Here is a 26,211-nt window from a genome sequence, read left to right on the forward strand (position 1 = left end):
ACACCGAACGCGCCGAGCACCCTCACGGGACGCTGAATTCCTGTCTCGCCAAGGTCCGGCCCGGGGCGTAATCGTCATCGACAAAAGTGGCCGTCAGGACTGTGCCTGAGGGCAGCCGATCGCGGTCGAACTCGGGGTTGAGGGCAAGGCGGACGGTCCGGCTGTCGATTTCCGGATAGACGCCGATCCCCTTGGCGATAGCCACGGGCTCGGCGATGCCGGCGGCGGTGATCGTAAGATCGCCGTAAGCCGACCTTGTGCCGCTGCGGGCAATAGTGAGGGTGATGGCGTCGCCTTGCGCGTCCTCGGCGAGGGACAGATCCCGCAAAGCTACATCAAGCGTGGTCTCTCCAACGCGAATGATGACGGGGATGGAAATTCCAAAGCGGGGACGGATGGTTACGCCCACGCTTTCGCCGGCACCTGCGGAATCCGCGACGGCATCCTCGATGGAAAAACCCTCATCGATATCCTTGGGCACCGAAACCACCATGAAATGTGCGCGGTATTCTCCGTCGGGCAGGTCTGCGGGAGGGCGCGCCATGATCCGCACGGTCTGCGCCTCGCTTCCGGGCAGCATGACCCGGCGGGGAGACCAGCGCAGCATGTCGCTGGCGGCCTTGAGATCGCCGGCGTCCACCCCGGGGGGCAGATTATCGACCGGGATGACCGCTCCGGTCTCGGTCATCACCATGTCGCTGATCGAGATCTCGTAATCGCCGTCGAACGGGGTCTTGTTGTAGATGCCAACGGAAGAAATTCGCTGGCGCTGATCCATGACGATCCGGCGGGGATAAAGATTGATATCGCCCATTCCGCCGACCGAACCCTCGGGAACTTGCCCGGCTTCCACTTGCGGCAAAGCGGCTTCTTCTTCGGTCTCGACAGGTGCGGCTTCAAGCGCGAGGCTCTGAGGAAGGGCTGGGCTGGACAATACGCAACAGGCAAGCCCGAAAGCCGAGCCGATTGCACGCGCAGCAACATGGTAAATTTTCTTCATGGGATAGCCGACCAAAAGCCCTCTTTTTCAGAGAGCTTGATACGGTTCGACGGTTAACATTCGGTAAGTCGGCAGAGCCGGACTAGTTGTAGACGACGGTCACATCAAAGTCGCCGACATAGGAGCCAGGCGCCTGATTCGCCCTTACCTGCAAGGTTCCGCCGAGATCCAGGCGGTAGACGCGAAAGCGACCGAAGCCGGAGATGACGGTCAAGGTGCCCTGGACACCGGTCACGTCCATCGAATTACCGCCACTCCTCAAAGTGATGGTCTCTGGAATCCTGACTGTGCCACCGCGATTACCTGCCTGGCGCACCCTGAACTGGGCTGGGCCACGGCCATTTGCCGGCTGTGCCATCTGGGTGGAGGATACGACATCGCCTGCCGGAGTAAACGCCCCGGCGGGAGTAATCTGGATAGTACTGGGAGTAGACGGCGATGCGAACCGCCCGAAACGCAGGTCTGCCAATCGCTGAATAGTTATCGGTTCCGCCACATTCGCGGCCGCAGCTCCGGTCTCCTGCGCGCTCGTTCCAGGCTCTGCAAGAACCGGTGACGACAAGGAGAGACCGGCCAGCAGGACCAGGCACAGGGATATGGAACGTTTCAGCATGGGCCTACCCTCCCGAAAAAGAGGCCGGGTGCGGGGAATCATGCGTCACCCCGCACCCTACGTAGTCGAATCAGTTATAGCTGACGGTAACGTCGTAAGTGCCGGTGTAGGAACCGGAGGACTCACCGCCTGCCACAGTCAGCACGCCGCCAACTGCGAAAGATGCTGCGCCCGACCCGTTCAGCGAAGCCGAAGCAGGAGCCGAAGTCGTGAAGTTCATCGTGTCGGTGCCGTTCGAAACCGAACCGGGCGTGGTGCTGATAGCGAAGCTGCGGTTCACGTCGCCGGTCACGTCGAAAAGGTCGGCAGCTTCTACCGAACCGCCAATCAGGGTGACGTCAGCGGTCGCTACGCCCGCACCGGTCAGATCCACAGTGACTGTGCCGCCGTTGGTGCCGGTGGTGAACGTACCGAAATCGAGTGCGGCGCCGGTCTGATGCGCGAGCGTGATCGGTGCGACGACTTCAGCAGTAGCCGCACCTTGTGCGGTTGCGGTATCTCCAGGGGCAGCCATGGCAGGCCCTGATACTACTGCTGCTGCGGCAGCGAGAATTGCGAGTTTTTTCAAGGTTGGTCCCCTTCAAATTTTGATTCCGGCGTTCGCCGAAATTACCGAAAACAGGAATCTGACTTGACCATTCCCGTCGGGACCAATGTTACCCGGAGTAAACTTAAGAACTTACTTAGAGTTGCTAAAGATGAAATTAACCAGTGACTTCGCCGGAAATGCGTCGGAGAAACCCTTTGTTAAGGTTAACCTTAGTGCAATCAATTGTAGGAAACGGTAACCGGCAGCTCTGCGGTGAAGACATCCGCTTCAATACCCGCGGGCACAGACAGAATACCGCCGACAAAAAAGGTATCTCTTCCGTCCCCATCAAGTCGGCCACCATGGTGCAGGGCAGGATTGTTGGAACTGCGCATTTCTAGATCTCCGACGACCAGCCCCCGGCCTGTCCTGCGGCCATAAGCCGTGACTTGGGATGGCAAGGACACGTCGTAGGCCTGGTGGGCAGCACCGAAGACCGAGAAACTGCCTGGATGCGTAGAGCAATTGGCGCGGGCGCCGCATTGAGGCTTAGCTCCGTCAACATACGTCACCGTCGCCCCATCGGAATTCACGCGGACTTCTCCCGCCCGCCCTTGCGCGACCGAAATCGCGCCGAAGGATAGATTCTCCAGCGGAACCGTGCGGATGGGCTCGACAACTTGGGCCGTGGCAGTGCCTTGGGAGGTTCCCAATTCTCGGGCTTTCGCCTGATGCGGGAGCAAAGTTGCGCATAATGTAAGCGCCCAGAAGGAAGGGCGAAAGTCAGGAAGCAGCCGCTCGGGCCTCAAGACCAGTCCACTGAAACCACCCGCCCGTCGAGATCGATCGGGATCGCAATATCCGCGCCCCCGTAATTGCGCGTCACGTCGAGCCGCGCGCCGATGTTGAAACTCCGGGTACAAGTCTTGGAACGACAGTTCGGCAGCTCGACCCGAACGGATTGTCCGTTGGAGATGCGGGAATAGCCAGGAAGGTCCGTTTCGAACTGGCTCAGTCGGGCATTGACCCCGCCCTGGCGAATCTGGGCAGGCGCCGAGATGACGAGTTCGATCGTCACTGTGAGAGCCCTCGTGTTGGCGCCTTTTCGTTCATACTCCACTGTAAACTGGCCGGGCCGGGCCTTTGTTCCTTCCAGAGCCACGATCGATTGGTCCACCACCGCGCCCGATGCGCTCACGCTTCGCGCGCCGCTGCCGAAGACCATGAAGGTGCCGAACTTTAGCTCGCCGTCGGTCCGCAGCCGCAGGTCGCCGGAGCGGGGCTGGGCGAGGGTGACCGAGGGGATTGCCAGCCCGAGGATGGCGAGCGCGCATAGCGAAAAGTGAACAACGGATCGCATGGCTCTTCCCTACCAGTTTCCCAGCCAGTGGCGGACTATGCCACGGATCGCGCGCAAATCACAATTCGCTTGGGGCCGGCGAAATTACGCCAGGAATAACAGATGGTTGTGCCTAGAGCGGGAGGTCATGGCGCACCCGACAGGATTCGAACCTGTGGCCTCTGCCTTCGGAGAGCAGAGATGCAGGTGAAATTTCCGCGACAATCTACCAAATTCGTTTAAATTGAACTTGCTATTGTCCTACTGAATCCATCTATGTATTCCATACTTATTACATACAAAGGTTGGCATCTGTGACGGATCTGAGCAGAGTTGGAGATCGAAGCAAACTCAAGCCTCAGCGTGAGCCGCATTGGCAGCGCCTGCGCGCAGGATGCTTTCTTGGATTTCGTCCATCAAGGCGCGGAGGGAAAGGCAAATGGATCGCGGGTCTACGATGAGGATCGCGGTCGCTATCATGTGAAATCTTTGGGGGATTATGGGACCCTCCCGGGCAACGAGATGTTCGCTGCCGCAAAGCGGGATACGGAAGGCATCGCCGAACTTGTTGAGAGCGGTGGCAATCCTGTAGTCCTAATCGAAACCGTAGCCGATGCGTGTCGTCAATACGCAGCTTCACGCCCAGATGCCGAAGGTCGGTTCAAGCGGCACATCTATCATGATCCAATCGCAAAAATTAAGCTCGGAAAGTTACGCCGGCGCCACCTTCGAGAATGGCGGACTCGTCTGGAAGGGAAGCCAGCTCTAGTATCACGCCGCAAGATTGGGGAGAATAACTACCGAGCACGGGCAGCTTCATCCGTAAACCGCGATATGGCCGCACTTCGAGCGGCTTTAGCAGCCATGTTACCGCAAGGGGCTCCACAATCCGATTCAGCCTGGCAAGAAGCCCTTAAGCCGACGCCAAATGCCGATGGTCGCCGGACCCTCTATCTTGATCGCAAGGAACGAAGAAAACTTGTCGCTGAGACTGATTTAGAGGCCGAGCCGTTCGTCCGAGCCTTGTGCCTGTTGCCTCTGCAGCCTGGAGCACTGGCATCTTTGCAGACGCGCGACTTCGAAAGGCGCACCAACGAGCTGACTATCGGAAAGGACAAAAACGGCAGGCCACGCCGGATTAAGTTGCCGACTGACGCCGCTCAACTTGTGGCTAAACAAGCTCAGAAAAAGGCACCGGAAGCTCCAATCTTCGCACGGTCTAATGGTAAGCCTTGGGATAGACATACGTGGAAAAAACCGATCCATGCAGCAGCAAAGAAAGCCGGGTTGTCCAAGGACACCACCGCTTACACTTTGAGGCATAGCACCATCACGGATTTGGTAATGGCCGGCCTTCCCCTCCTTACCATCGCCCAAATTAGCGGAACAAGCGCCGAAATGATCGAGCGACACTATGGTCATTTGACCAGTGAAGCTGCTCTACAGGCGTTGGATACGCTAGCGCTTTAGGACCCTTGTTTCTGGAAGACATGTCCCCTCAGGTGTGATGGCAAGCCCATCGCCCGACGACCCTTTAAATAGATCCTAATGGTTCCGTAGCAGGAGCGCGGTGGGGAAAGCCGGACTCCCGCTTCAAGCCCGGACACCATGTAGGAAAGTCAGTGTACTCCAAGGTCATCGCAGATAAATTCAAAAAAAACATGTCCTTGAGGACGTTTTTTCCCGAGCTGATTGTGAGGAGCTGGACCGCTTAGCCAGAAAGGGACCACCCAAGGTCTACACCCCTTTGAGTGATGACCTGCTTACATTTCTCCATCTTGAACTGGAGACGATTGCATCTCTGCACCGAGCTCAGAACTCGATTTCATATCTTTCGACTGCTCACAAGAGGTGGGAACACGCCACAAAGGTTCGCGAGCAAGCAATAAACCTTCTAGGTAGTTTCGGATTGGATGCAGGGGGCAGCGTCAAAGACCTCAATCCTGGTCACTTTTTCCCCGGCGGTATATTTGAGGCTCCCGAGCCCGAACCGGATCAATTTATACCAATGAGGACGAATACATCCCCGACCCCAACGATTTGATCCGTTCACTTTTCGAATTAGTCGACCTTTGCGATGTACGTATCGCAAAAGAAGCCAAGACCAAAGCCAAAGAAGAAGAAGAGAGAAAATCCGACAAAAGGCAAGGCAGCGATGAAATAATCACACGACGACAGGCTTCTGAGACGGACCAGCTTCTCGTAGCCCGTTTAATGATTGTCTTCAAATCTATTTGGGGTAACGGGTCTATTGGTATCACGGTTGACGATCAGGGTCGCGGAGGGCCGGGGGTAAGATTTGTGCAAACTGCCGCCTCGAAAATCTCTAAAAATAAAATCTCTAAAAATAACTTCCTGCCAAACGAGACCGCCCACCTTATGAGGCTTGCGAAGAAGAAGTGGCTTGCAGACGCGAATCCTTAAAGTCACATTTCCGAGATCGAACGCCGATTTTTACTCAAGCGCTACTCATACTTGTGGCGCGCGATACGCGCCTGACTCATTCCTCTTCTCGAAAAAGCTTAAGAAGCGCATCTTTCACCGTCGGGCGATGCACAAGATCTTCCGTTCTGCGGAGGGTAAGAACTGTAGCCGCCGCAATAGGTAAAAAATCGATCCAAAATTTCTCGATATTTGTCCTCTAGCCGCTTCAGATCCCTCGGTACGTCTGTGTGTGTTCACTTGAAAGGACATACACATGGACAAACATAACAAACAGTCGGACCCTGACCGAGAGCCGCGCAGGCCCTTCGCATATAGCGTCGAGGAAGCGGCGAAGATCGCCGGGCTTTCTAGGTCTTCCATATATCTGGCGTTGGGCGACGGGCGCTTGACCGCCCGAAAGGCCGGCCGGCGCACCATCATCTGCCCGGAGGACCTCCGGAAGTTCGTGCGCGACTTGCCCCTCTTCGGAGACAGCAACTCTGGAGGAGGAGAGTAACATGAACCCTTCCACCAACAACCAAGAGCATAACGGTCTCTCCTCCTTGGCGAAGGCTATGACTTCCCGGTCACAGGAGATCAGGACAGACAAAGCCAAAGATCGTGCACTCGAACTGGCGCGCCTTGTGCTGGAAGGTGCGCCGGGTTTCGGCGCGGCCGAGTTGCGGGACCCTGAAATCCTGAAGGACCTCGAAAGTGAGGGGATCGGCCTCGCCACGTTCCGGAAGGCGTTGAGCGTAGCGCGAAAGGAGTTGGTCAAGCCGCCGAAGTCGTCTTCGAAAAGGAGCAAGTCGCACTCCCGCTCTGCCAAAAAGGCATCCCCATCCGATGGCGGCTTGGGTGAGCAGCAGGATCTCCTCGGCAGCTCCACCGAGATGAAGAACGTGCCGCGGGGAAAGCTCTAGGCGCTCCCCATCCCTTCGCCATCAGCATCACCAAATACGAAAGTCCGAAAAATGCGACAGCTTACTGCTCGTGAGGTCGTCGCCGCCATCCTCTGTGTGGATGGCGGCAAGGGCGGGGTCGGCAAGACGTTTCTGATCCGCTTGCTCGCTTACCTCCTCACCGTTCACAACATCAGCTGGGTAGGGTTCGATGTCGATCCCACGAACCAGAACTTCATTCGCTTTCATGCCAATGAAGACATCACGTTCATCGACTGGACGGATCCTAGTGAGTGGGACCGGATGTTCTCGCTGATGTCCCAGGCCGATCCCAATTCGGTAATCCTCATCGACCTAGCGAGCCAGGTCGGGAGCGTCCTGCCCGTCCAATATCGGCGCATGCAGGCAACCGCCGACCATCTCCAGCGCCCCCTCCTCCGGCTCTTCTGTGTCGCAGCCGAGTACGACAGCCTGAACATCCTCAACCAGACGATGAACCAGGTCAGTTGCGATCGCACCTTCGCGGTGAAGAATATGCGAGCCGCGACAAAGCGCGACTTCCGCGAGTGGAATGAGAGTAACACTCGCACCGAATTCCGCTCCCAGGGCGGTTCCGAATTGATCATGCCCGAGCTTTCCAACGCTGCAGCCCGCGAGCTCGAGCGTCAGGACCTTCCCTTCGCCGCAGCGTCCTTGGACAATCTCGCTCCCTATCACCACTACGACGTCTTCGCTTACCTCGCAGAGATTCGCACGGCCTTCGCCCCCCTTCTCGAAAGGATCGCGAAATGAGTGAGCGGCTGGATTATCCCACACTCTACCGACAGGCCACAGGCCGGGTCATGTTGCCCGAAGATGTCGATGAACTGCGTAGCTTCCTTCTCCTCGCGCCGAAGGCTCTCACGGAATCTCGGACATACGTAGCTGATCTCATGATCAAGCAGGCTCAGCACAGACTTCTGCGCGAGACGATCTCCAAGGCAGGTGAAGAGATTCTCACGCAGGTACAGGCGAGGTCGCAGGCCGTGGTCGAGGTGATGGTCGAAGAGGCCGTCGAGCGTATCTATGAGTCTTCACCATCCGCCCAAACTGCTGCCAACAAGGCCTTCCTGAGAGGCCTCGGGCTTCTCGTCGCGGCATTCGGGTTGGCGTTTTTCCTCTTCGCAACCCTCTTCGCTTGGGGTTGGATCAGACCCATGTGGTTCACCGAGGAGTCCTACGCAAAGATCAATTTTGCCGAAGCAGTCCAAGAAACGGTTGGCGGCAACGTCGACTGGAGCCGTCGCGAACCGCCATTCGATGAATCCCTAATCGCGATACTGGATTTCGCCAATGTCCGCGGCACGAATGCCGATCCTTACCACTTGCTCAAGCTTCACCAATCTTGTCGCGCTCCCGGCCAGACCCCTTATCGGTCTCATGGACAAGACCGGTGCAGGTACGATTTGAATCTCGACTGAGGCCGGCGAAATGACAGGCGCGGATATTTATCCCTTCGCACGCATTTCCGGCTTCCGGCCGAGCCGTCGCCAATGCGATCTTCGATTTAAGGCGCAGAAGGCCATGAAGCCTTCCCGACCGAAGTCGCATCGGTCTCACGCTGATCATCAACTCTGACGAGACGGATAGTCTGAGCTCGTCACGGTAATCTCAAACGCGAGCCGACCGGGCTCGCGGAAGTCTCAACATAGGCGTCTTTCTTTCCCAGTCAGGGAGGAAAATTCAAGGCAGGTTGGAACGTGTTTACACGTTCAGATCCGTGCTCGGCGGGCGCCTTCTCGCACAGGGAAATTTAGAATGACAAAGACAGTATCGTTGCGCCTGAAGCCGCACCAGATCGAGGAAATCAAGGTTGCAGCATTAGCTGCGAACCTTTCTGTCTCTTCCTATTTGCACCGAAGAGTGACCGATACCCCAGTCCTCTCCAATCCGGAGTTGGCGGCATTGGCTCGTTTGGTCAGCTTGGCCCACAAACTCGAGACTGATGTTCGCTGCGAGCCACAATTGCTGGAAGAACTTCACGCCCTTGTTCGCGAACTTTCGAACTCGCCGAGTGAGCCGGGCGGCTCGGAATGATCGTAAAGCGCATAAGAAAAGGCGCCCCACGCAAGCGGCGCTCGTTCGACGAAATCCGGACGATCGTGAATGTGCTTTCAACTTACGTGCTGAATGCGAGTACGGATCGCTCCTTAATGTACGACGGCGAGAATGCGCTGGCCAAGTATGTTTTGGACACGCAGATACTGGCGGGCCACCCGGTTGAGGTTGGAGAGAAAGTCGACCTGCACGGCACTCGTCGTTTACAGGGGAGCGCGCTCGTCGGGCTTCAGCGCCAGATGCTTGCCGCCAATTTGCTCACGCCCGGCGCAGTCGACCCGATTGAGCATTACGTCATGAGCTGGAAATCGCACGAACGACCTGCCCTGAAAGAGATCGAGGACGCAGTAGACATCTTCGCGCAGGAGATGGGTTACCAAGATTGCCAGATTGTCTGGGCCACGCATTCAAACACAAAAAATTATCACCTTCATCTCGTGGTCAACAGGATCGACCTTGCGAAGCAAAAGGTGGTCAACCCCGGCGATGGCTGGGACATTGATCGACTCCATCAGGTCGCCGCGATCATTGAGGATGCGCAAGGTTGGGAATCCGAAACTAACGCGATCTATGCCGCGAGCGGGGGCGAGGTTCGCGAGCGCGAAACCGGGGAAATCATGCGCCGCGCAAATGGTTCGCGCGCAGGTTGCGCCACGCGTAAATTAGTTGCTTCCGAAAAGTGCCATTCTCCTGAAAATGCCGCGGTAGCTGAAGCCATACGATCCGCGCAAAGTTGGCAAGAGCTGCACAACCGCCTCGTCAAACTTGGTGCCACTTATCGCACAAAAGGATCGGGAGCGCAGATTACGATCAACGACGAGCGAATGAAAGCTTCCTCATTCGGCAGAGAATTCTCGTATGGCGAGATGACAGAACGGCTCGGCGAGTACGCGCCAGATCCGCTTCTCGAGCGCGACCCTTACGAGAATTACTTGGCCGCCTTGAGGGAGGAGCGCAAGCGTGTTCGCGAGGCTTGGAACCAAGCCCTGGCGAAGCTCAGGGAAAGACGAAAGCGTCTCAAGAAGAAGATCTTCGCGGAGAAGTCCGAATACAAAGTCATCATTGCCGCTGCCCGTCTCGAGCTATCCTTTGACCTTGCTGAGGCTGAGGTGAAGAAAGCGTTCGATCGCGCGCGCGCTACAATAGCTGAGACTAAGCTTCAGCGCGATCAATGGTACAAGGTAGGTCAGCCCCCGCCCAAGAAGGTCAAGCTTCCAGAATTTATTTTTGCGCCAAATGTTTTCCGAGACCAGGCCATTGCCCGCGATCACGGCCTAACGGGCGGCGCTTGTGATTATGCAGTAGAGTACCGCAATGATGATGGCAGTCTCGCAGTCACCGACATCGGCGTTGTTTTGATCGTCCATCAAATCGAAGAGAATGCGGTCGCAGCCAGTCTGGCCATGGCAAGCACCCGTGGCGACCGTATTCTCGTGACCGGCTCACGAGAATTTCTCGATATCTGCCGGGACGTCGCGAAAGCGAGAGGATACGCTCTCGTCCTGGAGAACGGAGAGATACTCCACGATCCAACGGTCGTTGACCAAAAGGCTGTCTCGTCGAAGTCGGCGAACGAAAGCAAGAGCGAATCCGCAACGACGTCTCAGCAGAAGCGAGATAAGGCAAAACCGAAGAGCTTGGAAAAGGAGCCGCCGGAAAGATCTGTAGCACGAACGAGTGCGACCAATTTCTCGCGCTTTCCAGAGCCAGCCCGTGCGGCCGAGGACGAAGAATTGAGCGACGCGGTGCGCTTGGCAGCCATGAGGGGGCGAGGAAAAGGATCCGGCTTCTAAGAACGACTGGAATGGGGCCGCTCCCGGACGGTCCGCTTTCAAGCCATTGGATGGCTAAACCTGACGTTCTAACTATGCAGACACACTCCCACACATCACCAACTTTGGCTCTCAAGAAGCGGATTATTACCGAAGGCATCTGGCGGTGGGATTTTATCACCTAGATATGAAAACAGTCACATCAGCATCGGCCTTCCCCAGCGAATGATGAAGGGCTTCGAACAAGGAGCGGTCGAACTTCGCGAAGACAAAGGACTACTCTACGATGGCGCACGCATTTTCCGGCTCAGCGAGAACCCATTTCCCATCTGACATCGTCAGCTCTGCAGTGTAACGACGATACTCATCGTCTCCCAAAGCAAAATCGCACGTGAAATCGGGGTGGCCAAAGCCCTTGGATTTACAAAGACCCTTGTTGGCAGGTTCTGCTTCGGGACATCCTTCAGCCCAAGCGGCGGCGAGTTCCTCACGCTGCGGTGGCGGAATGGTCGGAGTTAATGGCTCTGCCGTTGCCTGCGTTTCTGGAACTTCTTCAGGAGTGGTTTCATCCTGAGAGCTGCAGGCGGCAACAGCGAGGGAACACACTACGATTGCAAATCGCATGATCAAAATTCCTTCGGGTCAGTCAGACATCAACCAGACCGCTAATTGGCAGCTCGTTGGTTCCGTTACAGGCACGACGAATTCGCCTGCTCTAGGTTCCAGCTAAGGCCTCTCCCGCATTGGCCTAGATGCTTAAGATCGCTGCTGTTCGACGCATCTATTCAAGATGTCCTGAGCAAATTACCGCTGCCACAAACGACCAGCGCAGCGACATTGCTGCTCGCGCCTCCTTGTGCGACATCGTCTCCGGATGACCTATATTATCTACGTCGGTGCTGCATTCGCCGAGATCGCCGGTTGCTTTGCATTCTGGGCGTGGCTTCGGCTTGACCGGTCCCCGCATCGCTCACGCAACCCTCGAGGCATGCCTCGCGACCGAATGCGACGATCAGCTGATACCGACGCATCCTCCGGCTAGCGACCCCGATCACTGATCCACCGCGGTAATGCGCGGGCGGGATGCCGGCAGTGAACACGGCGCTGGCGCAGCTTGCGCCTGTACCGGGCAACTCCGAGCGCAACCGGCACAGCCTTGGTATCTTCGCTCAAAACTTGAAAGCTGTCAGAGGCAGAAGCGCGCTGAAAGCGGTGTGATTCGTCGGTTTGATTGCAGCCGATGCTAATCGAGGCCGGACGAGCTCCTCGTTATCACCATCTTTTCCGGGCTCATATCGGACATTGTATATCCGATACCGCCTGTTCCGAGACCGGAGTGCCGTCGACCTGCGAAGGGCATCCAGTCGACTCGGAAGGCGGTATGGTCGTTGACCAGCACTGTGGAGCCCGACAGGCGCTCGACGCAATAATCGGCAATGTGCTGTCGCTCGGTAAATACGGCGGCCTGAAAGGAATAAGGCAGCTCGTTCGCCTGGGAAATGGCTGCATCGATACTGTCGTATCCGTAGAGGCACACAACGGGCCCGAACACCTCCTCTCGCGAGACCTTGGCGGCGCGAGGCGGATCGATAAGAACGGTGGGATGATACAGCGTCGGGCCGATGCGCTTGCCACCTGCGGCTAGCTCGGCGCCGCTCTCGACGGCGGCCGCGACCCAGGCTTCGATCCGGTCGACCTCGGCAGGGCGAATGAGAGGACCGCACTGAGTTTCCTCGTTGGTGGGGTCCCCCACCTTCAGTGCCTTTGCGCCCGCAGCGAGCGCGGCAGCGAAGTCCGGCAGTTCGGCACGCGGAACGAACACCCGCTGGACCGATACGCAGACCTGACCGGAATGATAAAACCCCCCTTTCAGGAGCGACGGAATGACGTTTTCGCGTGGTATATTCTCATCGACGATGACCGGGGCCGCGCCCCCATGTTCCAGCGCCACACGTGTACCGGGTGCGAGCCTCGAACGGAGCATCCAGCCTACCTTGGCTGAGCCGATGAAGGAGAAGAACGCCGTTCGCGGATCCGTGACCATTTGTTCGGCGACATCGTCCGTGCAGGGCACGAAGCGGCACCAGCGTTCGTCTAGGCCTGCCTCGTACAGGATTTCCACGAAACTCTTGCAGGACAACGGAGTATCCTTGGCCGGTTTCACCAAAACGGGACATCCCGTCGCGACAGCGGGGCCAACCTGATGGGCGATCAGATTAAGGGGATGGTTGAACGCCGAAATCGCGACCACCGGCCCGATCGGCTCCCGAAAGGTGTAGGCTGTTCGGCCTGCGCCCGCCTCGGTCAGCTCCATCGGAATCTGGCGTCCGCCGCTCGCGAACAGTTCATGCACGCAGAGTTCGACGCTCTGAACGGCGCGGCTCGTTTCCGCACGGGCGTCGACAAGCGGTTTTCCGCCCTCGCGCGCGATCTGCATTGCGAGGCTCTCTGCACGCTCGTGCATGAGCGAGCTCGCACGCTGCAAGATGGCAATCCGCTCGTGAACCGGAATCCAGGCCTGCCGGTCTTCGTGCAACGTACGCGCCTCGTCCAGCCAGCGGTCGATCTTCGACCAGTCGACCAGGTCCACGCTGCCGATGCACTTCTGGTCGTAAGGATTGAGGACCTGCCAGGTCATTGGGGGCACTCCATCGCGCTCAGCTCTTCGATCAGAACTTTTCGGTTCTCCGAATAATCTACCGGCAGATCCACGAGGTGAACGCCGCCGCTTTCGAATGCGTCGTTCAAGGTCGGAAGCAGCGCTTGGCTGCTGTCGATCCGGTGGCCCGTGGCGCCATAACTTTTCGCGTAGGTGACGAAGTCAGGGTTGGCGAAACTCAAGCCGTAATCGGGAAAGCTTAGCTGTTCCTGCTTCCACCGGATCATCCCGTAAGCGGCATCGTTGAGAATGAGCACCACGAGGTTGAGGCCGAGCCTGACCGCGGTTTCCACCTCCTGCGAATTCATCATGAACCCGCCATCGCCGCACACGGCGAGCACGCGGCGTTCGGGCGAGAGCATCGCTGCCATCATCGCCGAGGGGAGACCCGCTCCCATCGTCGCCAACGCGTTGTCGAGCAGAATGGTGTTGGGCTCATGCGCGATATAGTTGCGGGCGAACCAGATCTTGTAGATGCCGTTGTCGAGTGCGACGATGTCGTCCCGGCCCATGACCGCCCGTACATCTGCAACGATGCGCTGGGGCACCATCGGAAAGCGGCTATCGTCGCTGCCTTGGCGGATGTGCGCCGCGATGTCCTCATGGACATTGGCGTAGGCTGCCGGGTCACTAGGATGTTTGCCGCGCAGCCGGTTTCCCAGTCGCTCGACAGATCCGGCAATATCGCCAATGACTTCCAGCTGCGGGAAATAGACCTGGTCGACCTCTGCGGCCTTGTAATTCACATGGATAACGGTGCGTCCGTCAGGCTCCATGAAAAAGGGCGGTTTCTCGACCACGTCATGGCCGATATTGACGATCAGATCGGCACGATCGATGGCGCAATGAACATAGTCATCCGATGATAGAGCCGCCGTTCCAAGATACAGGGGGCTTGCCTCATCAAGCACTCCCTTGCCCATTTGCGTATTGAAAAACGGAAATTGAGTGTCGTCGACGAACTTTCGGAGCGCCTTGCAGGCGCTACGCCGGTTGGCTCCGGCACCGACCAGAAGCAGCGGCCGATCGGCGGCCAGAATACGCTCGGCAGCTTCGTCTAGCGCGGCATCTCCCGCCACCGCATATTGGCGAGGGTGAGGCGCCACGACCGGTTCGGAGGTTTCCTCCTCGGCAATATCTTCAGGCAGCTCCAGCAGAACTGCTCCGGGCCGCTCTTCCTGGGCCCTCCTGAAACCTTCTCGCACGAGCGAGGGAATGCGCTCTCCATTTACGATCTGCTTCGCCATTTTGCACAAGGGGGTGAAAAGCGAGACGACATCGACGATCTGGAACTGCGCCTGCTTCGAGACCTTGATGGGTTTTTGGCCAGTTATCATGACCAGTGGGAAAGCACCCAGAGCGGCATAAGCTGCGGGCGTCGTGAGGTTTGTCGCCCCTGGCCCCAGCGTGGCAAGGCATACGCCGGCTTTACCGGTAAGACGTCCATAGGTTGCCGCCATGAACCCTGCCCCTTGCTCGTGCCGGGTAACGATCAGGCGGATCGACGAGGTCCGCAGTGACTCCAGAAGATCGAGGTTTTCTTCGCCCGGAACCGCGAAGATATACTCGACGCCTTCGGCTTCCAACGCGGCGACAAGAAGATCGGATGCTTTCATGGTATGGTTCTCGCATTGGTGAGGGCTTGGAGGCTGTTGGTGGCAGATCTTCTGCTCGGCTACTGATTCAAGCTGTGACGGTGAATTGCCCCATCATGCCGGCGTCTTCGTGCTCGAGGATGTGGCAGTGATACATGTAAGGCAAATCCGGGTCGGTGTAGTCCTCGAACCGCAAAAGGAGCCGCACGGTCTCGCCCGGATAGACGACAACCGTGTCCTTTAGTCCCTGTTCCGCCGCATCAGGTGCCCGGCCGTTCCGGTCGAGGATACGGAACTGCACATCGTGAATGTGGAACGGATGCGCCATCATCGAGGCATTCTCGACTTGCCAGATTTCGGTGGTATCGACCCGCACTGTCTCGTCGATACGCTGCATGTCCATCGATTTGCCGTTGATGGTAAAACCGCCTCCGCGCATCATGCGCATTCCCATGCCCATATCGAGAACGAAATGGCGCGTCCGGACCGCGTCGCCTGGATCGATCTGAGGCAAGGTAGCGAGCTGGCGCGGCAATGCGATCGACCGCCTGCGGCTTGCGGCCGGCCGGATGTCCAGCACGGTAAAGCGACGCCTTTCATCCATCATGCCGCCCATCATCCCATCGCGACGCTCCCGTTCGCCCATCATACCGCCACGGCCGCCTCGGTCGCCCATCATCCAATTGTCCGTCGGCCGGTCGGAATCGCGCATGGGCCCGGACCCTCTCATTCCCCGGCCCATATTTCCCATACCCATGATTTCGAGCCCGTCCGCAAGCAGCGAGACCGGCCTTCCGTCACTGAGATCGACGATTACCTGCGCGCGTTCGCCGGGAGCGAGAACGACATTGTCGGTTGGCAGCGGCGCGGCGAGCAAACCGCCGTCGGTTCCGATCTGATGGAAGCTGCGGCCATCGTCGAACCCGAAACGATAAAAGCGTGCGTTCGAGCCATTGACCAGGCGCAGCCGAAGGAGATCAGACGTCGCTTCGAAGACGGGTTCGACGATGCCATTGACCAGCATTGTATCACCCATCATCCCCATCATGACATTATGCATGCGTGTGGAGTAAATGAGGCTTCCATCGCGCGCGAAAGCGCGATCCTGTACGACCAGCGGTATATCATCGACGCCGTAATCGTTCGGAAGGTCGAGCGCTTCGCTCGCGCTGTCGCGAACGTAGATCATTCCGGCCAGACCCTGATAGACTTGTGGCCCCGAGCGACGGTGTGCATGCGAATGATACCAGAACATCGATGCGCGCTGGCGGACATCGAAACGCGCGGTCCAGCTGCCTCCCGGCTCGATCGGCTGATGCGGTCCGCCATCGGCGCGCGGCGGCAGATGAAAACCGTGCCAGTGGACGGTTGCCGTTTCGGACAGATCGCTCGTGACATTCATCCGCACCGTATCGCCTGCGTTAAACTCAAGCGTGGGGCCTAGATAGGACTGGTTGATACCGATGGTCGGCGTTTCGAGCCCGTCAAAAAATTGCGAGACGCCGTGGCGCAGATTGAGATCGAAAACCCGTTCGCCACTATCTCGTTCGCCTGGATAAAGAGGAGGAATGAGAAGTTTCGAGCGCGCGGTTACCGAAGCAAGCGCCGTATTCCGGTCTGTCAACAGGTCGCGCCGGGCATACGCGGCTATTCCCAGTGCACCTGCGCCAAGCACTGCACCACCAAGAATAGAACGTCTGTCGATCATAATGCTTCCCTTGCCCGGAGCGTCGTCAACCGGTTTCGGCCTGCGGTGTTCCGGATTGCATGCCTTTCATTCTGTTGCGCCAATAACCCAGCGCGATGAGCGCGAGCGTGAGAATTTGCGCCGCCACTGGCTCAAGTGCCGGTGCGATGCCCAGAATCGGTATGCGGGGCAGATTCGGAAGCGGAGTGATGCCCAACAATCCGGCTTCCTGGAGCCCCGAAATACCCTTCCCGGCCAGGACGACGGCAAGAATGCCGATCAGAACCGAACTATACGCGAAGAATGTTCCAATTGGCAGTCGGCGACTGTAGCGCAGCATCGCCCAGGCAATCAGCGCTAGCAAGACGATTGCGGCGGCAGCGCCAGCAAGAATCGCGTCCGTATGGCCCTGACTCCAGAGCGCTGCGAAGAACAGGATCGTCTCGAAGACCTCCCGGTAAACCACGAGGAAGGCCAGCCCGAACAGAAACCATGCGGACCTGCGCGAGAGAGCGTGCTGCATGGTTTTCCGGATATAGCGTTGCCATTCGCCGGCCTGCGACTTGCCGTGCATCCATATGCCGACCGACAGCAGGACGAGAGCGGCAAAAAGCGATCCGAACCCCTCCACCAGCTCGCGGCCCGCACCACTCACTCCGATTAGGTAGGTCGCTGCCACCCATGTCAGGGCTCCGGCCCCAAGAGCGGAGAGCCATCCGCCATGGACGAAGGGCAGAACTTCCGTTCTCTCGGCCTTGCGCAGGAACGCGATCATCGCGATCACGATCAGCAATGCCTCTAGCCCTTCGCGCAACAGGATCGCAAAGGCTCCCAAAAATGCCGACGCTTCGCTGGCATTGGCCGGGGCGAGCACCGTCTCGGCCCGGTAGAAAAGAACGTCGAGCGCATTCACCTTCTCGGCGACGGCGGCCACCGGATCACCGCGGCTGATTGCCGCTCGAAGCTCGGCCATGCCGATTTCGACCGATGCGAGGAGATCGGCATCGCGCGTGCTTAAAACGGCTTCCAGCGGTTCGAAGCCATCGAGATAGGCCGAGAGCGCGAGTTCGCGCGCCTCGGTTTTATTACCCGCTTCGTAAGCGGCAAGACTTTGCTGCAATCGTTCGCGTGCCAGAGCGAGTGAGCCGGTCGTATCGCTCGCCACGGCTTCAGGATGAGCCCTCAAATAGGCCATGACGGCATCGGCCCGCTCGGTGCCGATCGCCTCGCCGAGGGCTGCCGGTGTGAGACCGGATAGTGCAGCGAGATCGGGAACGCGTGCCCGGATCGCCGGTTCGTCATTCCAGATACGCCTTCCCCGCTCTACCTCCGGAAATGCAATCGACCCAGAATAATAAGCAAGGCTCCAACGATCTTCCGCCGGGAGATCGGAAAAGCCCGGCATGGCGGTTCCCTCGAGACCTTGTCCAATGACCTGATAGAGCGCGAAAGCGCTCCTCTCGCGGGCTCGGGCGACGTCGTCGAACGCGATTGGCGGGGGATCGAGTCCCTCTGCGGCGGGGCCGGCGCCGGCTCCGCTTACCCCATGACAGCTTGCGCAGCTCTGGGCGTACAGCGCGGCGCCTCGCGCAAGGTCGGGTACCGCGTCCGGGGCCAGCGGAACGGGAAAGGCCGCGATCAGCTCGCTTGCCAACCTGCGCGCGTCTCGTGCGACGACAGCAGGCTCCACTTTCGCCGAGATTGCCTCGGCAAGCGCCTCTGCATCCGCAACCAGCTGTGCACGTTGCGCATTTGCGGGTAGGGCCGCCATGCGTTCGACTACCGAAGCAGAAAATTCCTGCATTTCGGCATATTCCAGCTCGTTGGTGACTTTACCGTCTTCGACCGCTTCTATGTAATCCACCGCGATGTAGTCGAGAAGGCGCCAACTCGTTTGGACATCGTCGTGCGTGTCTGCGGAAGCCGGCATTGCGACTGCCATCGCCAGAATAGCGATTAGCTGGCCGACAAAGGCGCGTAGCGTCATTTGGAGACGACCGTTTCGAGAGCTGAAGCGTGTTGCGCGCGAAGTTCCTCGGTTGCGCGCCGGACGATGAGGTAAGCCGAATGCAGGAATATCAGCGCGATGATCGCCGCGACCAAAAGATCCGGCCAGGCTTGCCCGGTCCAGGCGACCAGCGCTGCAGCGATGATCACTCCGACATTGGCGATCGCGTCATTGCGGCTGAACAGCCAGATCGCGGATACATGTGCGTCGCCTTCGCGAAACCGCATCAGCACAAGCGCCGCCGCGATGTTCACCACCAGTGCTGCAGCCGCGATACCGCCCATCAAACCGGCTTCAGGCGCAACTGCGTTCAGTGAGCGCCAGACTGCCAGACCGATTACTCCAAGGCCCAGTGCGCCCAGAAACAAGCCTTGTGTCAGCGCGACCCGGGCGCGCGTGCGGGCACTCCACGCAAGAGCAAGGATGCCGATGAGCGTGATCGATCCATCGCCGATGAAGTCGAGAGCGTCGGCCTTGAGCGCTTGGCTGTCCGCCAGAAACCCGCCGAAGGCCTCGAAAACGCCAAAGCCCAGATTGAGCAATACGACGATCCAAAGGGCGCGGCGATAGGCCGGGTCTGTATCTGCTCTTTGCGTATCGCCTGTGCAACCGCAATCCGATGTTTCGTTTTCTAACATAAGCCAGTAGGTAACACCTCCAGTGGCTGTAGAGGCAAGCTGAAATTGCGACACATTCGCGATATGGCGCACAAGGAGTAGATTCATGCTTATCGGAGGTTTGGCAAAGGCAACCGGAACGAAGGTGAATACGATAAGGTTTTACGAGGACATCGGACTGATGCCCAAAGCCGAACGTACGGCAGCGGGCCAGCGAACCTATACGGAGCGGGATGTTAAACGACTGGCCTTCATCCGGCAGGCGCGCAAACTGGGCTTTTCCATCGAGGAAGCACGCTCTCTCCTGGAACTGAAGAACACGCCTAATGGAAAGTGCGATAAGGCGAGTGATATTGCGAAACGACATCTACTTAGTATCGAAGAGCGCCTCACCCATCTTGAAGCACTGCGTGCAGAGCTGGAAAACGTAGTGGTGTCTTGCAAAGGCGGCGACTTGTCGGACTGCAAGATCATTGAGACGCTCTCTCAATCCCGCCCCAGTTTTGTGCCCGCGAAGAAAAGAACCCGAAGCCGTGCGTTCTCAGCTCCCTGAGTGCCGCGGCGGTGCGATCAGAAGCTATGAAGGTGGCGAAACACCGCCGGAATCCATCCGCTCCGGCAATCCATTTCGCTGCATTGAGAACCCACTGAGGTACGAGGGCGCGAAAAACCGCTTGCCCCTACAGTCGCTGGAGGGGTTATTTGAAAATCCGAATCCGATTTAGGTTCGCTTGAGGCGCCAAGATGTTTGAGCTGCATGGATTGATTTCCGTTAGAATTGTCGCCGCTGTTTTGGCGGTGGCGGCGCTGATGGTGTCGCCGGTGGTGGAAGCCGCTCAATGCGGCGATGAAATGTCTTCGGCAATCTATCCGAACGAAACGATTGATGCGGATACCAGTGACGGGTCTGAGCAAGATGGTCCGCAGCTCCAGGGCTGTGCGCATGGGCATTGCCACCACCTGTTCGCAGCATTGGTATCCGATAGTCATGGTCAAGCGTTCGGCGAAGCCGTCATCGTTACTACCTCTTTCCCAGACGTGAAAATAGCCGGCGAGGCGCACGGTCTGCCCCAACGCCCTCCTCGAAGCTGACAGGTTGAATCGCGCTGTCCCACGCAGCGCACACCGGATCATCAGCAGAGGAAATATTCAAAAATGTCAGCCACAAGTTGGCGGGGCGCCTTGATTGCAGGGCTCTCCATCGCCGCGATTGCCACGCCCATGGTCGCACATGGGCAAGAGCTTCTATCGCTGGAAGACGCGTTGACCCGGACAGGCGTAGTTAGCGAAACCACGGAAGCGGAGTTAAATCCACGCATCGTCGGTCCTCGGGCGGACGCCGAGGCCGCGCGTTTGCTCGTGGAGCAGGCCCGACTTCAGCCCAACCCTGAAGTCTCTCTCGAGGTCGAGGAGTTTGCTGGCAGCGGGGCCTTTTCCGGGCTGAGAGCGACCGAGTACACGCTTGCGGTAGGGCAGCGGATCGAGCTGGGCGGCAAGCGCGGCGCACGTGTCGGGGCTGCCCAGGCAGAGGCGCAGCTGGCGGGCTTGCGAGCCGAGCTTGCCGATGCCGAGCTCGGCTTCCTCGTTCGCGAGCGTTATGTTGCGGCGGCTGCTGCAGCTTCGCGTGTCGACCTCGCCCGCGACGTGGTAGAGCGTAACCAAGAACTTGCGCGCATAGCCGGTGTGCTGGTCGAGGTGGGCCGCGAACCACCGCTGCGTGCCTTGCGCGGGAGGCTGCCCTCGCGGAAGCGAGAGCGGAACTTCAGGCGGCGCAAGCGGCCAGCGTAGCGGCACGCACGGCGCTTGCCTCGTTATGGGGCGAGCAAGGAACGCCACCACTCGTGCCTGGCGATTTTCCCGATATTGAGCCGCCAGTGACGGTGCTGATCTCGACGACAGGTCTGCAATTGCAGGTGGCGCGTGCAGAAAGCACGGCGGCGGCCGCCGAAATCGAGCGCGAGCGCAGTTTGCGCATCCCCGACCCAGTCGTTTCGGCCGGTGTTCGGCGCTTCGAGGAAAGTAACGACCACGCGTTCCTTGTTGGCGTTTCAATTCCGCTTCCTTTTCGCGATCGCAACCAGGGCAATATTGCCGCTGCCCAAGCTAGGTTACGTGCAGCCAATGCTCGCGAGGCGGTGGCCCTGGCCGACTTCGAACAATCGGTGGCCCGCGCGCGAGCGCAATATCTCGTCGCCGAAACGCGCGTTGAAACACTTTCAACAACCTCACTTCCGCAGGCCGAGGAGGCGCTGCGGCTCGTCCGCATCGGATACCGCAACGGTCGCTTCCCGCTGATCGAGGTGTTGAGCGCGGCAGAAGCGCGCGATGCCATCCGCGAGGCTTTGATCGCCGCGCAGGAAGACCGGGGACAGGCTGCCGCCGAGCTTATCAGGCTTGCAGCACAATGAGGAATTTTCAGATGACCCGTAGAAAATTGGCGATCATCGCCGGAATCGCCCTTCTTGCGGCAGCACTGTTGCTGATGCTCTGGCCAGATGGCCAGGTTGACACTCATGCCGACGAGGAAGCGGCTGAAGCCGAATTGCCAGAGGGCTTGGTCCTGATCGGAGAAGAACAGATTCGCGCGGCCGAAATCGAGGTAGCCGCAGTGCAAACCGGTGCGGCAGTTGAACTGGTATTCCCCGCGACCGTCGCAGCGAGCCCGACCGCTAGCGCCCGGATCGATGCGCGCGCATCTGGTGTTGTTCGCAGCGTTGGCAAGACGCTTGGCGATTATGTCCGTCAAGGCGAGACCGTCGCACGTATAGAAAGCGCCGATGCCGCGGCTCTCGCTTCGCAGCTTAGCGTTGCCCGTGCCCGGGTAACCGAGCTTTCGGCTGCCTATGAACGCGAGCGGCGCCTGTTCGATGCGAATGTAACAGCGCGCCAGGATCTCGAAGCCGCCCGCGCCAATCTGGACGTCGCGCGTTCCGAACTGAACCGTGCACAGGCTGCTGTCGCGGCAGCAGGTGTAAGCGGCGATGGACGTTCGCTCGCGGTGACGAGTCCACTTTCGGGCCGCGTCACCGCTGCCCCCATCGTGCTCGGCTCATTCGTCGATGCCGGCGAGGAGCTTTACCGCGTCGTCAACCCGAACGGTCTCCAGATTGAGGTGGCGTTGCCTTCAGAAGACGCCGCGCGCATCCAGCCTGGCGACGAGGCGGCGCTGATCGTCGGCGATGGCCGCGAGATTGGTGCACGTGTGCGCTCGGTCACACCATCGCTCGATCTCGAAAGCCGCAGTGCCACCGCTGTACTCGGTCTGACGCGCGCTGTTCCCGGCCTTCAGCCTGGTTCTTTCCTCCAGGCGCGCATTCGTCCTTCGGGCGAAGTGGACCGGAGCCGCATCGCAGTTCCCGAAGATGCCGTGCAGGTGCTCGAAGGCCGCGATGTCGTCTTCGTGCGAACGCAGCGTGGGTTCCAGGCGCGAGAAGTCGAAGTCGGCAGCCGGTCCGCCGGAATGGTGACGATCCTGTCTGGCCTCACCGCCGGGCAGCGAATCGCGACCGATAACGCCTTCCTGTTGAAGTCTGAACTCGGAAAGGAGAACGTCGAAGATGACGACTGATCATGTATCGACGCCTTCGAGTGAGGGTAGCCAACGCCACGGCCTGATCGGGATGGTTCTTGATGTCGCCGTGCGCTTCCGGTGGGCGATCATCATCCTGACGGTGTTCGCCGCGATCTACGGCGCGTTCAATTTGCTGCGCCTGCCGATCGACGCGGTGCCGGACATCACCAACACGCAGGTCCAGATCAATACCAGTGCGCCCGCGCTTTCGCCCTCACAGGTGGAGACGCAGGTGACCTTTCCGATCGAAACCGGTCTTGCCGGGATCGAGGGGCTGGAAATGACCCGCTCGATCTCGCGCAACGGTTTCAGCCAAGTCACCGCGATCTTCGAGGAGGGGACCGACCTTTATTTCGCCCGCCAGCAGGTAAACGAGCGTCTCGCGCCGATCGGAGCTTCGCTGCCCGAGGGCGCGGAGCCCACGATGGGCCCGATTTCCACCGGGCTTGGCGAAGTGCTGATGTATACGATCGAGTATGAGCATCCCGGCGGCAAGGGTGCGACCACTGGCGGCCGGACAGGCTGGCAGTCCGATGGCAGCTTCATCACCGAACGTGGCGACCGCCTCGAAAGCGAAGTGGCCAAGGCGGCTTATTTGCGCACAGTGCAGGATTGGGTCGTCGCACCGTTGATGCGCTCCGTCAACGGAGTGGCCGGGGTCGACTCGATCGGAGGCTTCGAAAAGCAATTTCTGGTTCAGCCCGATCCGGCCCGTTTGACAGGTTACGGCCTCTCTTTCGACTCGCTGATCGATGCTCTCGAAGCGGCGAATCTGGCGGCAGGTGCCAACTTCGTCAGTCGCGCAGACGAGGCTCTGCTCGTAAGGGTCGATGCACGGCTCGGCGGGATCGCGGATATTGAACAAGCCGTCATCGCTACCCGCGAAGGTGTGCCTATCCGTATTGGCGATGTCGCCGATGTCGAAATCGGCGGCGATCTGCGAACAGGCGCCGCCTCGCTGAACGGCGAAGAAGCTGTGGTCGGAACGGTTTTGATGCGCAGCGGCGAGAACAGCCGCACGGTATCGGCCGAGGCGGCTGAACGGCTTGACGAAGTCCGCGCCTCGCTTCCTGCAGGGGTAGAGGCCGAGATCGTCTACAACCGTTCGTCTCTTGTCGATGCGACCATCGCAACGGTCGAGAGAAACCTGCTCGAAGGCGCGCTGCTGGTGATTGCAGTGCTGTTCCTAATGCTTGGCAATATTCGAGCAGCGATCATCACAGCTCTGGTTATTCCCGTGTCGATGCTGATGGCGGCGGTGGGGATGAACCGGCTCGGTGTTTCGGGCAATCTGATGAGCCTTGGGGCGCTGGACTTCGGGCTGATCGTCGACGGTGCTGTCATTATAGTCGAGAACAGCGTCGCGCGGCTCGCGGCGCGACAGCATCGCGAGGGACGCTTGCTCACGTTGGGCGAGCGGCTGACCGAGACGCGTCTGGCAGCGCAGGAAATGATCAAACCGACCGTTTACGGACAGGCGATCATCTTCCTCGTCTTCGCGCCGCTGCTCACTTTTACCGGTATCGAGGGCAAAACGTTCTCGCCTATGGCGATCACGATGATGCTCGCACTGGCTTCGGCCTTCGTGCTGTCGCTGACCTTCGTCCCTGCGATGATCGCGGTGCTGCTCAACAAGAAGCTTACCGAAAAGGAGGTCAAGCCCATTCGCTGGTCGAAGGAGCGTTATGGCCCAGCAGTTCGCAAGGCTATTGCGCGGCCCTGGCCGGTTATTGGCACCGGGGTCGGGATCTTCGCGGTCGCGGCTGTCACGTTTGGGTTTCTCGGTAGCGAGTTTACGCCGCAGCTCGACGAGAGGGATCTTCTGGTCCAATCGATACGCATTCCTTCGACTCCCATCGAACGCTCGGTCGAGATGCAAAGACGGCTTGAAGATCGGCTTGTTCGTTTTCCCGAAGTTGAACTGGTTTTCTCGAAAACCGGTACCGCAGAAGTGGCGAGCGACCCCATGCCCCCGAATATCTCCGATGCCTTCGTCATGCTTCGTCCGCGGGACGAATGGCCAGACCCCTCCAAGAACAAAGAAGAGCTTATCTCAGAGATTGAGGAGGATCTGGAAGGGCTGATCGGCAACCTGTACGAATTTACCCAACCTATCGAAATGCGCTTCAACGAATTGATTGCAGGAAGCCGCAGCGACCTTGCCGTCAAGATTTATGGAAACGATTTGGCGCAATTGACGACCGCAGCCGATGATGTCGCCGATGTTATGCGTGATGTCGAGGGTGCGGCAGACGTTCGCGTTCAACAGGTTAGCGGCTTTCCCACGCTCGACATCGCTTTTGATCGCCCGACCATCGCGCGATACGGACTGACTGTCGAGGAGGTGGCCCAATCGGTGGCGATCGCGCTTGGGGGACGGCCTGCTGGCCTCGTGTTCGAAGGCGATCGCCGGTTCGACGTCGTTGTGCGGTTGCAAGATGCCACCCGAAACGATTTCGACCAGCTCGGGGCTCTCCCGATCGTCCTTGAAAACGGTGTCACCGTTCCGCTGCGCACGCTGGCCGATTTTCAGGTGGTCGACGGCCTCGCGGAGGTCCGCCGCGAACAAGGGCGTCGGCTCGTGATCGTATCAGCCAATGTGCGCGAACGTGACCTCGGGTCGTTTGTTGAGGAAGCACAGGCCGGTGTCGCGGCCCAAGTTGATCTGCCGCCCGCATCTTTCATCGAATGGGGTGGCCAGTATCAAAACCTGCAAGAAGCACAGGCACGGTTAGCTATAGTTGTCCCTGTCTGCTTCGCCCTCGTTCTGCTCCTCCTGTTCATGGCGCTCGGCGGCTGGGTTCCGGCGCTTGCGGTATTCAGCGCCATACCCATGGCCCTCGCTGGCGGCGTCTTCGCACTGGCTTTGAGAGGCATGCCGTTTTCGGTGTCGGCCGCGGTCGGCTTCATCGCCCTGTCGGGCGTGGCGGTGCTCAATGGCCTCGTCATGATGACCGCCATCCGCCAGCGTCTGGAAAAGGGGATGCCGCTGGATGAAGCCATCGCCGATGGCGCGCTTGCGCGTCTGCGACCGGTGCTGATGACCGCACTGGTGGCCTCGCTCGGCTTCGTGCCGATGGCGATCGCCACCGGAACAGGCGCGGAAGTGCAGCGTCCATTGGCTACGGTGGTTATAGGCGGACTGATTACCGCAACTGCGCTGACTCTGTTCGTTCTGCCTGCAATCGCACGTCTCGTCCTGCACCGTTCGGATGACGAGCGCAGCTGGCGCGAGAAATGGTGGGACCGTTTGCGACGCAACGTAACGCGCGAAGAGCGGCGGGAATTAAAAGATGTGACATGACCGGAATGAGTTGGAGATGTCAAATGTTGAAAATTGCAGAAGACAAGCCGTCGTTCAGACTTCGAGCCCACGCAAATTCTCGAAGTTTCGACCA

The 26,211-nt window shown here is 59.0% G+C and carries 25 protein-coding genes; 14 read left to right on the forward strand and 11 right to left on the reverse strand.

Annotated features, from left to right (window positions below):
- Positions 1-22: 22 nt before the first annotated feature.
- The 5 genes from ACI2I1_RS11645 to ACI2I1_RS11665 form a co-directional block, all read right to left on the reverse strand.
- Entirely contained in the window at positions 23-1,000 is a 978-nt protein-coding gene (locus tag ACI2I1_RS11645) for a hypothetical protein (protein WP_404679267.1), read from the reverse strand.
- Between the two features lie 82 nt (positions 1,001-1,082).
- The gene (locus ACI2I1_RS11650; protein ID WP_404679268.1) at positions 1,083-1,613 is read right to left on the reverse strand and encodes a DUF4402 domain-containing protein; all 531 of its coding nucleotides are present in this window, start codon (positions 1,611-1,613) and stop codon (positions 1,083-1,085) included.
- A gap of 70 nt (positions 1,614-1,683) precedes the next feature.
- Positions 1,684-2,181, reverse strand: a complete 498-nt coding sequence (locus tag ACI2I1_RS11655; RefSeq protein WP_404679269.1) for a DUF4402 domain-containing protein — start codon at positions 2,179-2,181, stop codon at positions 1,684-1,686.
- 200 nt (positions 2,182-2,381) lie between these two features.
- Positions 2,382-2,855, reverse strand: coding sequence for a DUF4402 domain-containing protein (locus ACI2I1_RS11660; protein ID WP_404679270.1), 474 nt, complete (start codon positions 2,853-2,855; stop codon positions 2,382-2,384).
- Positions 2,856-2,947: 92 nt separating this feature from the next.
- Positions 2,948-3,502 carry a DUF4402 domain-containing protein gene (locus tag ACI2I1_RS11665; protein ID WP_404679271.1) on the reverse strand — a complete coding sequence of 185 codons (555 nt, stop codon included), beginning with the start codon at positions 3,500-3,502 and terminating at the stop codon, positions 2,948-2,950.
- A 312-nt stretch (positions 3,503-3,814) separates the two neighbouring features.
- Here ACI2I1_RS11665 and ACI2I1_RS11670 point away from each other — a divergent pair, with 312 nt between their 5' ends.
- The 8 genes from ACI2I1_RS11670 to ACI2I1_RS11705 all read left to right on the forward strand — a co-directional run bounded on the left by ACI2I1_RS11670 (position 3,815) and on the right by ACI2I1_RS11705 (position 10,697).
- Positions 3,815-4,951 (forward strand): tyrosine-type recombinase/integrase, encoded by a 1,137-nt coding sequence (locus ACI2I1_RS11670; RefSeq protein ID WP_404679272.1) that lies wholly within the window; start codon positions 3,815-3,817, stop codon positions 4,949-4,951.
- 570 nt (positions 4,952-5,521) lie between these two features.
- The gene (locus ACI2I1_RS11675) at positions 5,522-5,905 is read left to right on the forward strand and encodes a hypothetical protein (protein WP_404679273.1); all 384 of its coding nucleotides are present in this window, start codon (positions 5,522-5,524) and stop codon (positions 5,903-5,905) included.
- 274 nt (positions 5,906-6,179) lie between these two features.
- On the forward strand, positions 6,180-6,422 hold the full coding sequence (locus ACI2I1_RS11680; RefSeq protein ID WP_404679274.1) for a helix-turn-helix domain-containing protein: 243 nt from the start codon (positions 6,180-6,182) through the stop codon (positions 6,420-6,422).
- 1 nt (position 6,423) lies between these two features.
- On the forward strand, positions 6,424-6,828 hold the full coding sequence (locus ACI2I1_RS11685) for a hypothetical protein (protein WP_404679275.1): 405 nt from the start codon (positions 6,424-6,426) through the stop codon (positions 6,826-6,828).
- A gap of 51 nt (positions 6,829-6,879) precedes the next feature.
- On the forward strand, positions 6,880-7,599 hold the full coding sequence (locus ACI2I1_RS11690) for a hypothetical protein (protein WP_404679276.1): 720 nt from the start codon (positions 6,880-6,882) through the stop codon (positions 7,597-7,599).
- Positions 7,596-8,267 carry a hypothetical protein gene (locus ACI2I1_RS11695; protein WP_404679277.1) on the forward strand — a complete coding sequence of 224 codons (672 nt, stop codon included), beginning with the start codon at positions 7,596-7,598 and terminating at the stop codon, positions 8,265-8,267. Before ACI2I1_RS11690 ends, ACI2I1_RS11695 begins: the two co-directional genes overlap by 4 nt.
- 337 nt (positions 8,268-8,604) lie before the next feature.
- Entirely contained in the window at positions 8,605-8,883 is a 279-nt protein-coding gene (locus ACI2I1_RS11700; protein WP_404679278.1) for a plasmid mobilization protein, read from the forward strand.
- The gene (locus ACI2I1_RS11705) at positions 8,880-10,697 is read left to right on the forward strand and encodes a relaxase/mobilization nuclease domain-containing protein (protein ID WP_404679279.1); all 1,818 of its coding nucleotides are present in this window, start codon (positions 8,880-8,882) and stop codon (positions 10,695-10,697) included. The genes ACI2I1_RS11700 and ACI2I1_RS11705 overlap by 4 nt, the downstream gene beginning before the upstream one ends.
- Before the next feature lie 255 nt (positions 10,698-10,952).
- On the opposite strand, the gene ACI2I1_RS11710 is transcribed toward ACI2I1_RS11705, so the two are convergent.
- The 6 genes from ACI2I1_RS11710 to ACI2I1_RS11735 all read right to left on the reverse strand — a co-directional run bounded on the left by ACI2I1_RS11710 (position 10,953) and on the right by ACI2I1_RS11735 (position 19,263).
- The gene (locus ACI2I1_RS11710; protein ID WP_404679280.1) at positions 10,953-11,300 is read right to left on the reverse strand and encodes a hypothetical protein; all 348 of its coding nucleotides are present in this window, start codon (positions 11,298-11,300) and stop codon (positions 10,953-10,955) included.
- Between the two features lie 619 nt (positions 11,301-11,919).
- Positions 11,920-13,314: an aldehyde dehydrogenase family protein gene (locus tag ACI2I1_RS11715; protein WP_133496373.1), complete on the reverse strand. Its 1,395-nt coding sequence runs from the start codon at positions 13,312-13,314 to the stop codon at positions 11,920-11,922.
- Positions 13,311-14,951: an acetolactate synthase large subunit gene (locus tag ACI2I1_RS11720; RefSeq protein WP_404679281.1), complete on the reverse strand. Its 1,641-nt coding sequence runs from the start codon at positions 14,949-14,951 to the stop codon at positions 13,311-13,313. Before ACI2I1_RS11720 ends, ACI2I1_RS11715 begins: the two co-directional genes overlap by 4 nt.
- A 67-nt stretch (positions 14,952-15,018) precedes the next feature.
- A complete protein-coding gene (locus ACI2I1_RS11725; protein ID WP_404679282.1) occupies positions 15,019-16,638 on the reverse strand; it encodes a multicopper oxidase family protein in 1,620 nt (539 codons plus the stop codon).
- Positions 16,639-16,663: 25 nt separating this feature from the next.
- Complete coding sequence (locus ACI2I1_RS11730) at positions 16,664-18,604, reverse strand: FTR1 family protein (RefSeq protein WP_404679283.1); 1,941 nt, start codon at positions 18,602-18,604, stop codon at positions 16,664-16,666.
- Complete coding sequence (locus tag ACI2I1_RS11735; protein WP_404679653.1) at positions 18,601-19,263, reverse strand: cation transporter; 663 nt, start codon at positions 19,261-19,263, stop codon at positions 18,601-18,603. The genes ACI2I1_RS11730 and ACI2I1_RS11735 overlap by 4 nt, the downstream gene beginning before the upstream one ends.
- Before the next feature lie 85 nt (positions 19,264-19,348).
- Between ACI2I1_RS11735 and ACI2I1_RS11740 the strand changes: the two genes are divergently transcribed.
- The 6 genes from ACI2I1_RS11740 (at position 19,349) to ACI2I1_RS11765 (ending at position 26,117) form a co-directional block, all read left to right on the forward strand.
- A complete protein-coding gene (locus ACI2I1_RS11740; RefSeq protein WP_404679284.1) occupies positions 19,349-19,795 on the forward strand; it encodes a helix-turn-helix domain-containing protein in 447 nt (148 codons plus the stop codon).
- Between the two features lie 191 nt (positions 19,796-19,986).
- Positions 19,987-20,334, forward strand: coding sequence for a hypothetical protein (locus ACI2I1_RS11745; protein WP_404679285.1), 348 nt, complete (start codon positions 19,987-19,989; stop codon positions 20,332-20,334).
- A 63-nt stretch (positions 20,335-20,397) separates the two neighbouring features.
- Positions 20,398-21,030, forward strand: coding sequence for a TolC family protein (locus tag ACI2I1_RS11750; protein WP_404679286.1), 633 nt, complete (start codon positions 20,398-20,400; stop codon positions 21,028-21,030).
- Positions 21,031-21,083: 53 nt separating this feature from the next.
- Positions 21,084-21,650, forward strand: a complete 567-nt coding sequence (locus tag ACI2I1_RS11755) for a TolC family protein (RefSeq protein ID WP_404679287.1) — start codon at positions 21,084-21,086, stop codon at positions 21,648-21,650.
- Between the two features lie 11 nt (positions 21,651-21,661).
- On the forward strand, positions 21,662-22,810 hold the full coding sequence (locus tag ACI2I1_RS11760; protein WP_290134645.1) for an efflux RND transporter periplasmic adaptor subunit: 1,149 nt from the start codon (positions 21,662-21,664) through the stop codon (positions 22,808-22,810).
- Positions 22,811-22,853: 43 nt separating this feature from the next.
- Entirely contained in the window at positions 22,854-26,117 is a 3,264-nt protein-coding gene (locus tag ACI2I1_RS11765) for an efflux RND transporter permease subunit (protein ID WP_156320627.1), read from the forward strand.
- Positions 26,118-26,211 lie beyond the last annotated feature (94 nt).

The organism is Qipengyuania sp. NPDC077563 (assembly GCF_044901345.1).
In the GTDB taxonomy this organism is placed as follows: domain Bacteria; phylum Pseudomonadota; class Alphaproteobacteria; order Sphingomonadales; family Sphingomonadaceae; genus Qipengyuania; species Qipengyuania aestuarii.

Coding starts and splice junctions, on each gene's coding strand:
- ACI2I1_RS11645 (WP_404679267.1), bottom strand. CDS start 1,000: ATGAAGAAAATTTACCATGTTGCTGCGCGTGCAATCGGCTCGGCTTTC.
- ACI2I1_RS11650 (WP_404679268.1), bottom strand. CDS start 1,613: ATGCTGAAACGTTCCATATCCCTGTGCCTGGTCCTGCTGGCCGGTCTC.
- ACI2I1_RS11665 (WP_404679271.1), bottom strand. CDS start 3,502: ATGCGATCCGTTGTTCACTTTTCGCTATGCGCGCTCGCCATCCTCGGG.
- ACI2I1_RS11680 (WP_404679274.1), top strand. CDS start 6,180: ATGGACAAACATAACAAACAGTCGGACCCTGACCGAGAGCCGCGCAGG.
- ACI2I1_RS11685 (WP_404679275.1), top strand. CDS start 6,424: ATGAACCCTTCCACCAACAACCAAGAGCATAACGGTCTCTCCTCCTTG.
- ACI2I1_RS11690 (WP_404679276.1), top strand. CDS start 6,880: ATGCGACAGCTTACTGCTCGTGAGGTCGTCGCCGCCATCCTCTGTGTG.
- ACI2I1_RS11695 (WP_404679277.1), top strand. CDS start 7,596: ATGAGTGAGCGGCTGGATTATCCCACACTCTACCGACAGGCCACAGGC.
- ACI2I1_RS11700 (WP_404679278.1), top strand. CDS start 8,605: ATGACAAAGACAGTATCGTTGCGCCTGAAGCCGCACCAGATCGAGGAA.
- ACI2I1_RS11705 (WP_404679279.1), top strand. CDS start 8,880: ATGATCGTAAAGCGCATAAGAAAAGGCGCCCCACGCAAGCGGCGCTCG.
- ACI2I1_RS11710 (WP_404679280.1), bottom strand. CDS start 11,300: ATGCGATTTGCAATCGTAGTGTGTTCCCTCGCTGTTGCCGCCTGCAGC.
- ACI2I1_RS11715 (WP_133496373.1), bottom strand. CDS start 13,314: ATGACCTGGCAGGTCCTCAATCCTTACGACCAGAAGTGCATCGGCAGC.
- ACI2I1_RS11720 (WP_404679281.1), bottom strand. CDS start 14,951: ATGAAAGCATCCGATCTTCTTGTCGCCGCGTTGGAAGCCGAAGGCGTC.
- ACI2I1_RS11725 (WP_404679282.1), bottom strand. CDS start 16,638: ATGATCGACAGACGTTCTATTCTTGGTGGTGCAGTGCTTGGCGCAGGT.
- ACI2I1_RS11730 (WP_404679283.1), bottom strand. CDS start 18,604: ATGACGCTACGCGCCTTTGTCGGCCAGCTAATCGCTATTCTGGCGATG.
- ACI2I1_RS11735 (WP_404679653.1), bottom strand. CDS start 19,263: ATGTTAGAAAACGAAACATCGGATTGCGGTTGCACAGGCGATACGCAA.
- ACI2I1_RS11740 (WP_404679284.1), top strand. CDS start 19,349: ATGCTTATCGGAGGTTTGGCAAAGGCAACCGGAACGAAGGTGAATACG.
- ACI2I1_RS11745 (WP_404679285.1), top strand. CDS start 19,987: ATGTTTGAGCTGCATGGATTGATTTCCGTTAGAATTGTCGCCGCTGTT.
- ACI2I1_RS11750 (WP_404679286.1), top strand. CDS start 20,398: ATGTCAGCCACAAGTTGGCGGGGCGCCTTGATTGCAGGGCTCTCCATC.
- ACI2I1_RS11760 (WP_290134645.1), top strand. CDS start 21,662: ATGACCCGTAGAAAATTGGCGATCATCGCCGGAATCGCCCTTCTTGCG.